The sequence below is a fragment of the Lapillicoccus sp. genome (assembly GCF_036559105.1).
GTDB lineage: Bacteria > Actinomycetota > Actinomycetes > Actinomycetales > Dermatophilaceae > Lapillicoccus.
The window spans coordinates 1-10,506 of the sequence record NZ_DATBTV010000057.1; the positions used below are offsets into that span (position 1 = coordinate 1).

At 68.9% G+C, this 10,506-nt stretch carries 9 protein-coding genes; 3 read left to right on the forward strand and 6 right to left on the reverse strand.

The features are described 5' to 3' along the window. Positions 1–84: 84 nt before the first annotated feature. The gene (gene uvrA / locus VIG79_RS07775; protein WP_414672601.1) at positions 85–3,231 is read left to right on the forward strand and encodes an excinuclease ABC subunit UvrA; all 3,147 of its coding nucleotides are present in this window, start codon (positions 85–87) and stop codon (positions 3,229–3,231) included. Between the two features lie 24 nt (positions 3,232–3,255). Here uvrA and VIG79_RS07780 read toward each other — a convergent pair whose 3' ends face one another. From VIG79_RS07780 to VIG79_RS07805, 6 genes are all read right to left on the reverse strand, one after another. Continuing rightward, a complete protein-coding gene (locus tag VIG79_RS07780) occupies positions 3,256–3,546 on the reverse strand; it encodes a putative quinol monooxygenase (protein ID WP_331884266.1) in 291 nt (96 codons plus the stop codon). 46 nt (positions 3,547–3,592) lie between these two features. Next, a complete protein-coding gene (locus tag VIG79_RS07785) occupies positions 3,593–4,309 on the reverse strand; it encodes an ABC transporter ATP-binding protein (protein WP_331884269.1) in 717 nt (238 codons plus the stop codon). After that, on the reverse strand, positions 4,306–5,268 hold the full coding sequence (locus tag VIG79_RS07790) for an ABC transporter ATP-binding protein (protein WP_331884272.1): 963 nt from the start codon (positions 5,266–5,268) through the stop codon (positions 4,306–4,308). The genes VIG79_RS07785 and VIG79_RS07790 overlap by 4 nt, the downstream gene beginning before the upstream one ends. Beyond that, a complete protein-coding gene (locus VIG79_RS07795) occupies positions 5,265–6,959 on the reverse strand; it encodes a branched-chain amino acid ABC transporter permease (protein ID WP_331884275.1) in 1,695 nt (564 codons plus the stop codon). The genes VIG79_RS07790 and VIG79_RS07795 overlap by 4 nt, the downstream gene beginning before the upstream one ends. After that, positions 6,956–7,879, reverse strand: coding sequence for a branched-chain amino acid ABC transporter permease (locus VIG79_RS07800; protein WP_331884278.1), 924 nt, complete (start codon positions 7,877–7,879; stop codon positions 6,956–6,958). The genes VIG79_RS07795 and VIG79_RS07800 overlap by 4 nt, the downstream gene beginning before the upstream one ends. 228 nt (positions 7,880–8,107) lie before the next feature. Then, a complete protein-coding gene (locus tag VIG79_RS07805; protein ID WP_331884281.1) occupies positions 8,108–9,331 on the reverse strand; it encodes a branched-chain amino acid ABC transporter substrate-binding protein in 1,224 nt (407 codons plus the stop codon). Between the two features lie 400 nt (positions 9,332–9,731). Between VIG79_RS07805 and VIG79_RS07810 the strand changes: the two genes are divergently transcribed. Then, positions 9,732–10,211, forward strand: coding sequence for a Rieske (2Fe-2S) protein (locus VIG79_RS07810; protein WP_331884284.1), 480 nt, complete (start codon positions 9,732–9,734; stop codon positions 10,209–10,211). 80 nt (positions 10,212–10,291) lie between these two features. Next, a partial coding sequence (locus tag VIG79_RS07815; protein WP_331884287.1) for a GIY-YIG nuclease family protein occupies positions 10,292–10,506 on the forward strand: 215 nt, incomplete at its 3' end.

Consider the following 10,506-nt stretch of genomic DNA (forward strand, 5'->3'; position numbering starts at 1 on the left):
CCGCTCAACGTCGTCGTCCGCTCCTGACACCCCTCCTTCGACCGTCGGTTAGTGGCTGTCGGTGACGACGCTTAGGGTTGTCCAGTGCCCGACGCGTCACCTCTCGCTGCCCCGCCGGAGGACTCTCCGTTCCGCCCCCTGGGGCACGACCACCTCATCGTGCGCGGCGCCCGGGAGCACAACCTCAAGGACATCTCCGTCGAGCTGCCACGCGACGCGCTGATCTGCTTCACCGGGCTCTCGGGCAGCGGCAAGTCCTCGCTCGCCTTCGACACGATCTTCGCGGAGGGCCAGCGCCGCTACGTCGAGTCGCTCAGCTCGTATGCGCGCCAGTTCCTCGGGCAGATGGACAAGCCCGACGTCGACTTCATCGAGGGGCTGTCGCCGGCCGTCTCGATCGACCAGAAGTCGACCAACCGCAACCCGCGGTCGACCGTCGGCACGATCACCGAGGTCTACGACTACCTCCGGCTGCTGTTCGCGCGGGCCGGCCGTCCGCACTGCCCCATCTGTGGCGAGGCGATCACCCGGCAGAGCCCACAGCAGATCGTCGACCGACTGCTGGAGCTGCCCGACCGCACCCGGTTCCAGGTGCTCGCGCCGGTCGTCAAGGGACGCAAGGGTGAGTACGTCGACCTGTTCGCCGAGCTCCAGACCAAGGGGTTCTCGCGGGCCCGCGTCGATGGCGAGGTCGTCTCGCTGACCGAGCCGCCGCTGCTGGAGAAGAAGCTCAAGCACACCATCGAGGTGGTCGTCGACCGGCTGGTGGCCAAGGGCGGCGACGCCGGCTCCAAGCGACGCCTGACCGACTCGGTCGAGACCGCGCTCAATTTGGCGGGCGGCGTCCTGCTCATCGAGTTCGTCGACGTGGACAGTTCGAAGGACGACGCCGACCCGTCCCTTCCCAAAGAGCGCCGGTTCTCGGAGAAGATGGCCTGTCCCAACGACCACCCGATCGCCATCGACGAGATCGAGCCACGGTCCTTCTCGTTCAACGCGCCCTACGGCGCCTGCCCGCGCTGCACCGGAATCGGCACCGAGCTCGAGGTCGACCCCGAGCTGCTGGTCCCCGACGACGACCTGTCGTTGGCTGACGGTGCCATCGCTCCCTGGTCGCAGGGCTCCGGCTCGGCCGACTACTTCCAGCGCGTCATCGCCGCGCTCGGCGAGGACCTCCGCTTCTCGATGGACACGCCGTGGAAGGCCCTGCCCGAGCGGGCCAAGGAGGCGCTGCTCTACGGCGAGAACTACAAGGTCCACGTCAAGTACCGCAACCGCTACGGCCGCGACCGCTCCTACACCACGGGGTTCGAGGGGGTGGTCCCGTTCGTCAAGCGGCGGCACGCCGAGACCGACTCCGACTGGAGCCGGGAGCGCTACGAGGGTTACATGCGGGAGGTGCCCTGCCCCCAGTGCAAGGGCGCCCGCCTGAAGCCGGAGATCCTGGCCGTCCTCATCGGCGGCAAGAACATCTCCGAGATCTGCGCGCTGGCCATCAACGAGGCGGCCGAGTTCCTCGCCGACGTCGACTTCTCGGTGCGCGAGCGGCAGATCGCCGAGCGGGTCATCAAGGAGATCGAGGCGCGACTGGGCTTCCTGCTCGACGTCGGCCTCGACTACCTGTCGCTCGACCGGCCGGCCGGCACGCTGTCCGGCGGCGAGGCGCAGCGTATCCGGCTGGCGACCCAGATCGGGTCCGGCCTGGTCGGCGTGCTCTACGTCCTCGACGAGCCCTCGATCGGCCTGCACCAGCGCGACAACCACCGGCTCATCGAGACGTTGACCCGGCTGCGCGACCTCGGCAACACGCTCATCGTCGTCGAGCACGACGAGGACACCATCGCCGCGGCCGACTGGGTCGTCGACATCGGCCCGGGGGCGGGCGAGCACGGTGGACAGGTGGTCCACTCCGGCAGCGTCATGGGTCTGCTGGAGCACGCCGACTCGATCACGGGGGAGTACCTCTCCGGCCGCCGCGAGATCGCGGTCCCGCCGGTCCGCCGGCCGGGCAACGGCAAGAAGGTCACCGTCGTCGGCGCGCGGGAGAACAACCTCCAGGACATCTCCGTGTCGCTCCCGCTGGGGACGCTGGTCGCGATCACCGGGGTGTCCGGGTCCGGCAAGTCGACCCTGGTCAACGACATCCTCTACAACGTCCTCGCCAACAAGCTCAACGGCGCCCGCCACGTCCCCGGCCGCCACAAGACGGTGACCGGCCTGGAGCACCTCGACAAGGTGGTCCACGTCGACCAGGGCCCGATCGGGCGCACGCCGCGGTCCAACCCGGCCACCTACACCGGCGTGTTCGACAACATGCGCAAGCTCTACGCCGACACCACCGAGGCCAAGATCCGGGGCTACCAACCGGGCCGGTTCTCGTTCAACGTCAAGGGCGGCCGGTGCGACAACTGCTCCGGCGACGGCACCATCAAGATCGAGATGAACTTCCTCCCCGACGTCTACGTGCCGTGCGAGGTGTGTCACGGCGCGCGGTACAACCGAGAGACGCTCGAGGTCCACTTCAAGGGCAAGACCATCGCCGACGTCCTCGACATGCCGATCGAGGAGGCCGCCGACTTCTTCGCGGCGGTCCCGGCCATCTCCCGCCACCTGTCGACGCTGAACGAGGTGGGCCTGGGCTACGTCCGGCTGGGCCAGCCGGCGCCGACCCTCTCGGGCGGTGAAGCGCAGCGGGTGAAGCTGTCCACCGAGCTGCAGAAACGGTCCACCGGCCGGACCATCTACGTCCTCGACGAGCCGACGACCGGACTCCACTTCGAGGACATCCGCAAGCTCCTCGAGGTGCTCCAGGGGCTGGTCGACAAGGGCAACACGGTCATCGTCATCGAGCACAACCTCGACGTCATCAAGAGCGCCGACTGGATCGTCGACCTCGGCCCCGAGGGCGGCAAGCGCGGCGGACTGGTCATCGGCGAGGGGACGCCGGAGGACGTCGCGGCGATGGAGCACTCGTTCACCGGCCAGTTCCTCGCGCCGATCCTGGAGAAGGGCCGCGCCGGTATGCGTGCCGCCCGTCCCAGCGTCGCCGCCGCGGCCGCGCGTCGTCGGACCACGACGACCAAGGCCGCCGCCACCACCACCAAGGCCAGCACGAAAACCGCCACGAAGAAGACCGCGGCCACGAAGAAGTCCCTGCCCACCCGGACCGTGGCTACACCGGCAGCCAAGAAGGCAGCCAAGGCGGCAACGCCCAGACGCCGACCGGCCTGACCCGGCAACCCCGACGACGTCGGGTCAGGCCGGGGTGAGCGGGTGGATCGCCGGCGGGCCGGCCAACGCACCGTCGACCGCCGCGAGGGCTGCGGCGATGTGCGCAGAGCCGAGGTGCTGGTCGAGGGCCGCCTGGTCGGTCCACTCCTCCACCGTGACGTAGGTCCCGGGCGTGGCCGCCGACTCGAACAGGTCGTAGCGCAGGCAGCCCTCCTCGGCCCGGGTGTGCACCCGGAGCTCGGTGAGCGCGTCCAGCACCACCGACTCCGATCCGGGCTTGGCGCGGATCAGGGCAACGGTGTCGAGCGTGCTCACGGCGACTCCTTCGTCGGTGATGCGGGGTCAAAGAGACGGGCCCGGATCAGTCCTCGCCGAGGTACGCCTTCCGGACGTCGTCGCTGGCCAGCAGCTCCTGGCCGGTGCCGTCGAGGACGATACTGCCGACCTCGAGCACGTAGCCCTTGTCGGCCAGCTTCAGCGCCGCCTGCGCGTTCTGCTCGACGAGCAGGATCGTCGTGCCCTGGGACTGGAGGGTCCGGACGGTCGACATGATCCGCTTCATCATCAGCGGCGACAGGCCCATCGACGGCTCGTCCAGCATGAGCAGCTTGGGCCGGCTCATCATGGCGCGTCCCATCGCGAGCATCTGCTGCTCGCCACCGGAGAACGTCCCGGCCGGCTGCTTCGAGCGCTCCCCGAGGATCGGGAAGAGGTCGTATGCCGCGTGCAGGTCGGTGCGGATCTGCGCCTGGTCCTTGCGGGCGAAGGCGCCCAGGATCAGGTTCTCCTCGACGCTGAGCCGCGGGAAGATGCGCCGGCCCTCGGGGGAGTGGGCGATGCCGAGCGCGACGATGTCGTGGGCGGCGACGCTGTGAATGGGCTTGCCCTGGAAGCTGATGCTCCCGCCACTGGGCCGCAGCAGCCCGGAGATGGTGCGCAGGGTGGTCGTCTTCCCGGCGCCGTTGGTGCCGATGAGCGTGACGACCTGGCCCTCGTCGACAGAGAAGGTGATGCCCTTGACCGCCTCGATCTTCCCGTAGGAGACGTGGAGGTCGTTGACCTCGAGCATGGCGGTCACTGGCGGCCTCCCTCGCCCTCGGTCGCCCCGCGGGAGTCGTGGGGGTAGTCGGTGGTCCGCTTGGCGTCGTCGGGATGCTCGGCGGGGAACCGCTGGTCCAGCTCGTCGAGCTCGCGCTCCACCTCGGCGGCCTCCTCGTCGTCCTCGTCCCCGGTGCCGATGTAGGCCTCGATGACGCGCGGGTCGGACTGGACCTCAGCGGGCGAGCCCTGGACGAGGGTCTCGCCCCGGACCAGGCAGAGCACCCGGTCGCAGAGCGTGAAGATGAAGCGCATGTCGTGCTCGATGACCACCACGGCGATGCCGCTGTCGCGGATCTTGAAGATCAGCTCCATCGCCTGACGGGTCTCCTGCGGGTTCATGCCCGCGGTGGGCTCGTCGAGGAGGAGCAGCTGGGGGTCCGTGGCCAGGGCCCGGGCGATCTCCAGGCGCCGCTGGTCTCCGTAGGGCATGTTGCGGGCGAGGTACTCCCCGGACTTGCCCAGCCCCACGTAGTCGAGCAGCTCCTGCGACCGAGCCCGGGTCTCGGCCTCCTCGCGGCGAAACTTCGGACCGCGGATGATCGAGGTGAAGCCCGCGGCCGAGGTCCGGCAGTAGCGCCCGACCATGACGTTCTCGAGCGCCGTCATGTTGCCGAACAGCCGGATGTTCTGGAACGTGCGGGCCATCCCGGCGAGGACGACCTTGCGCGGCTTCGGCGGCAGGATCGCCCCCTTGAACGTGACCTCGCCCTCGGTGGGCTTGTAGAGGCCGGTGAGGCAGTTGAAGAACGTCGTCTTGCCGGCGCCGTTGGGGCCGATGAGGCCGACGATCTCGCCCTCGCGGACGACGAGGTCGACGTCGTTGACCGCCGTGAGGCCGCCGAACCGCATGACGACCCCCTTGGCCTGCAGGACGATCTCGCCGAACTCGCGGCCCCCCGCGGGGGCGGTGTCGGGTCGGGTGGGGGTGGCGGTCATGCCGTCGCCTCCTCTTCCTCGAGGTGGATCTCCTCGATGCGTTCGGCCAGCTCCTGGTCGTCCTCGTGGAACTCCAGCTTGCGACGCTGGCTGGCGATGATGCCTTCCGGCCGGAACCGCATCATGATGACGAGCAGCAAGCCGAAGATGAGCAGCCGGTAGTCGGAGATGAACCGCAGCTTCTCGGGCAGCACCTGGAGGATGGCCGACCCGATGAGCACGCCGGCCACGGTGCCCATGCCGCCGAGGACGATAGCCGCGAGCAGGAACGCCGAGTTAAGGAACACGTACTGGTCTGGGGTAACCGATACGTCCTGGTGGGCCTTGACCGTGCCAGCCATGCCGGCGAGGAACGCGCCGCTGGAGAACGCGAAGAGCTTGAGGCCGAAGACGTTGACGCCCATCGCCTCGGCGGCCTTCTCGTCCTCCCGGATGGCCACCCAACCCCGGCCGATCCGGCTGTTGTTGAGCCGCACGAACACGGTGATGACGAAGGCTGCGAAGATCAGCAGCAGGAAGTAGTAGTTCGCGAACCGGCCGAGCGGGATGCCGGCCACGGTGTGCGTCTCACCGAAGTCCCAGCCGAAGACGACGAGGTCCGGGATGGCGGGGATGCCGTTGGGCCCTCGGGTGAGGTTCGGCCCGTTGCTCCCGTCGAGGTTGCCCATGGTCAGCCGGAAGATCTCCCCAAACGCCAGGGTGACGATGGCCAAGTAGTCCCCGGAGACGCGCAGGGTCGGCGTTCCGATGATGAGGCCGAGGGTGGCCGAGACGCAGGCGCCGATGAGGACGACGAGCAGGAACGGCGGCTTCCAGTGGACGGTGGCGAATGCCGAGTCGGAGAGGACGGCGGCGGTGTAGGCGCCGGCGCCCAGGAAGGCGATGTACCCGAGGTCGAGCAGCCCGGCCAGGCCGACGACGATGTTCAGGCCCATGGCCGTGGCCGCGAAGATGATGACTTGCGTCGCGATCGACATGTTCGCGTCGGACCCGCCCTGGGTGAACGGGAACAGGAACGCCACGACGAAGGCGCCGAGCATGAGAACCCGACGGTGGCGGGCGGCGAGGATCCCGATCCAGGTGAAGAACCCGCAGGACGCCAGCGCCCAGATGGCCGTGCCCAGCGCGACGAAGAAGAGCAGGAAGACGCTGCCGTCCTCCTGGCCCAGGGCGAACGCGGAGCCGAACAGGGCCAGCGCCAGCAGGATGACGATGACGAGGATCTCGACCCAGCCGGGCAGCTTGGCCTTGATCGGGTCGTTGATCGGGCGGACCTGCATCAGCTGCCCGCCGGCGGCCAGGAGCAGGCTGCCGACCCAGGAGACCCAGCCGCCCGGGTCGATGTTGATGAGGCCGCCGCTCTGTATCGCGATGAGCAGCAGCACGATCGTCATGAACACGGCCGAGCCGAGACCGAGGGTGCGCACCGCGAGGGCCGACTTGAACCAGTCGCCGAGACGGTGCAGTGGACCGCGGTACATGAGTAGGAACGCGATCGCACCCAGGGCCAGGAACAGGGCGAAGAGCTGGACGCTGCCCGGGTAGACGTACACCGAGAGGTTGCCGAGGATCGTGGCGACGTAGCTCCAGGACAGGAACGTGCCGGCCGCCAGCAGGATCGCGCCGGCGAGGCCGAGAGGCCAGCCGAGCCGCTGGTACCGCTCGCGCAGGGAGTCGAGTCGATCGCTCATGCCCGGTCCACCACCCTTGCGCCGAGGAGGCCTTGCGGCCGGAAGACGAGGACGACGATGAGGAGCACGAAGGCCCACACGTCCTTCCACGCCGACCCGCCGAACTGGCCGGGGATGAACTGCGTGGCGAAGGCCTCCACCACGCCGAGGACCAGGCCGCCGAGGACGGCGCCCTGGATGTTTCCGATGCCGCCGAGCACGGCGGCGGTGAAGGCCTTGAGGCCGGCGAGGAAGCCGATCCGGAAGTCGATGTTCTGGTTCTGCAGGCCCTGGGCGACGCCGGCCACGGCGGCGAGGACCGCGCCGAGGACGAAGGCGACGACGATGATCCGGTCGACGTTGATGCCCATGAGCCGGGCGGTGTCGGGGTCCTGGGAGACCGCCTGCATGCCGCGGCCGAGCTTGGTGCGGTTGACGAAGTACCAGAGGAGCGCGGCGCAGATGACCAGGGCGCCCACGGTGAAGATGGCAGCCCGCTGGATGGTCAGCCCGCCGATCTGCAGCGCCGGGCCGGTCACGACGTCGATCGGCGGGAACGGCAGCTTGCTCTTGGCGCCCGGGTAGAACAGTCGGACCGCCTCCTGGAGGAACACCGAGACGCCGATGGCGGTGATGAGCGGTGCCAGGCGTGGGGCGTTCCGGAGGGGACGGTAGGCGAACCGCTCCATGATCACCGCGACCGCGACCGACGCAATGATCGCGCCGATCATCATGATGGGCAGCACCCAGAGGGCCAGGGTGCCCTGGAACAGCGCGCTCCAGGTGGCCAGCGCCCCGAAGGCGCCGATCATGAAGACCTCGCCGTGGGCGAAGTTGATGAGCTGGACGATGCCGTAGACCACCGTGTAGCCCACCGCGATCAACGCGTACAGGGACCCGAGGGTCAGCCCGTTGACCAGCTGTTGGAGGACGTCGGTCATGTGTCCATCACCTGAGCGATGACCTGACTGGGGTGCTGAGCCGTCACAGGAGCTTCCTCACTGGCCGGTACCGGCCGTCCGCGCTTGCCCACTCGTACCGCTGCCGCTCGTGTCGCCGCATACTGCCCGCCCGCGGGCATTGTGCACCCCCGGACAGCACGAAGGCGGGCTTGTCGAGCAAGCCCGCCCTCGTGTCTTCGGCTTTCGTGCTGACTGTTGCTTCGCGACTTACTTGAAGGTGTCCGTCTTCGCCGCGGCCCACTTGCCCGCGTCGACCTTGTAGACGGTCAGGACCTTGCTCGTCGAGTCGCCGTACTGGTCGAACGCGACCTTGCCGGTGACGCCGTCGAACGAGACCTTGCCGACCGCGTCGATCGTCGTGGTCCGGGCCGACTTCGCGTCGCTCGCGCTCGCGAGCGAGGACTTGAGCCCTTGGATGATCGCGTTGGCCGCGTCGTAGGAGTAACCGCCGTAGGCCGCAGAGGGCTCGGCGTAGCCGGCCGCCTGGTACTCGGAGAGGAACTTCTTGCCGGTGTCGGTGCTGTCGGTCGGGGCGCCGACCGAGGTGGCCAGGTCACCGTTGCTGGTGGAACCGGCGAGCTGGATGTACTTCGGGTCGTAGATGCCGTCGCCACCCATGAGCGGGACGTTCAGACCCGAGGACTTCATCTGCTGCGAGAGCGGACCGGCCTGCGGGTACTCGCCGCCGTAGTAGACGGCCTGCGGCTTCGACGGCGCGACCTTGGACACGACGGCCTGGTAGTTCGACTCGTCGGGGTTGATCGTCTCGGCCGCGACGACGGTGCCGCCGCCCTTCGTGAACTCCGTGGTGAACGCGGCGACGAGACCCTGACCGTAGGCCTTCTTGTCGTGGATCGTCGCGACGTTCTTGATGCCCTGCGCCAGGAGGTACTGCGCGGCGAACGGTCCCTGGACCGCGTCCGTGGTGCAGGTACGGAAGTACGTCTTGTACGCCCGCTTCGGGGCCGTGGCGTCCGCGCCGATGGTCAGGCTCGGGTTGGTGTTGGCCGGGGAGATCTGGGTGATGTTGGCCGCCGCGAAGATCGGCTGCGTCTGCTGGCTCACGCTCGAGTTCAGGTCGCCGACGACGCCGACGACCTGGTCGTCCGCGGCCAGCTTGGTGGCGGCGTTCTTGCCGACGTCGGCCTGGGCCTGGTCGTCGACCGAGGAGACCTCGAGCTTCCAGCCGGGCACGGCGTTGGTGTCGTTGGCCTGCTTGACGGCGAGCTCGACGGAGTGCTGGATGCCCTTGCCGAGGGCGGACAGGTCCCCGGAGAGCGGGGCGATGACGCCGATCTTGGCCGTCTTCGTGGCGCCGCCGGTGCTGCCGCCACTGGTGGTGCCGGAGTCGCCGCGGGAGCCGCAGGCGGTCAGGGCGAGCGCCGCGACGGCGAGCGGTACCCCGATCCGGACGATGGAACGCTGGTGCACAGATCCTCCTGGAGATTCGGACGCGGGGGAGCCCCCCGGCCCCGTCGCGACAACCGCGAGCGAACGCAGCGTAGTTCGTCGCGGCGGTGGTCGAACCCGCGCTAAGCGTGTCCGTGTCCGTCTTGTGATGTCTCGATTCGGTGTTCAGTGCCGATGAGGTGGCGTCCACTTCCTGAGACGGGGCTAGTAGTCGACTGAACCGGCCACCCTGACATGGCGTCACCACAGGTGCTTGACAGTTGCGGTCGGCACGATGGTCCGCACAGTTCGTTGAACCGGCAACGAGATGTGTGGCCGCTCACAAGGTTCCCTTCACCCACCAGGCAGGACGAGGCCATTGTCAGACCAGCCAGCACCCACGTCGACCGCGCCCGGTGAGCAGCGCGACGGCCATCTTGGGATGGACCGACGGACGATGCTTCGCGCGGCGGGCGTCGGCGGCACCGGGGTCGTCGGGGTTGCCGCCCTCGCAGCCTGCGGCGGCTCCACCACCCCACCCACGACCGGCGTCGCACCGAGCACCACGTCCGGGTCGGCCCCCGAGTCCAGCGGCTCTGGCGGGTCCGGGGCATCCGGCGCGGGGGCGCCGAGCGGTACCCCGGTCAAGACGGCCGAGATCCCGGTGGGCGGAGGTGTCATCAACGATTCGGCTCTCTTCGTCGTCACCCAGCCGTCGGCGGGCCAGTTCAAGGCGTTCAGCGCGATCTGCACCCACCAGGGCTGCGAGGTGACCCAGGTCCAGAATGGGAAGATCGTCTGCCCGTGCCATGGCAGCATGTTCGACATCTCCACGGGCGCCCCGACCCCCTCCAGCCAGGCCAGGAGCCCGCTGCCGGCCAAGACCACCACGGTGAGCGGCGACTCGGTCTACGTCCACTGACCCATCGGGCATGCGCCGAGGGTCGGCGCAGACAGGACGGGTGCCGAACGGGAGTCCGACCCGGCTCCTAGAGTGAAAGCGTGGCCGATCCCGTGTCCTACCGCCCGAAGCCGGGTGAGATCCCGGTCGACCCGGGCGTCTACCGGTTCCGGGACAAGGACGGCCGGGTCATCTACGTCGGCAAGGCCAAGTCGCTGCGCCCGCGGCTGTCCTCCTACTTCCAGGACATCCACGCCCTGCACCCGCGCACCGCCACCATGGTCCGCACCGGCGCCAGCGTCGAGTGGACCGTCGT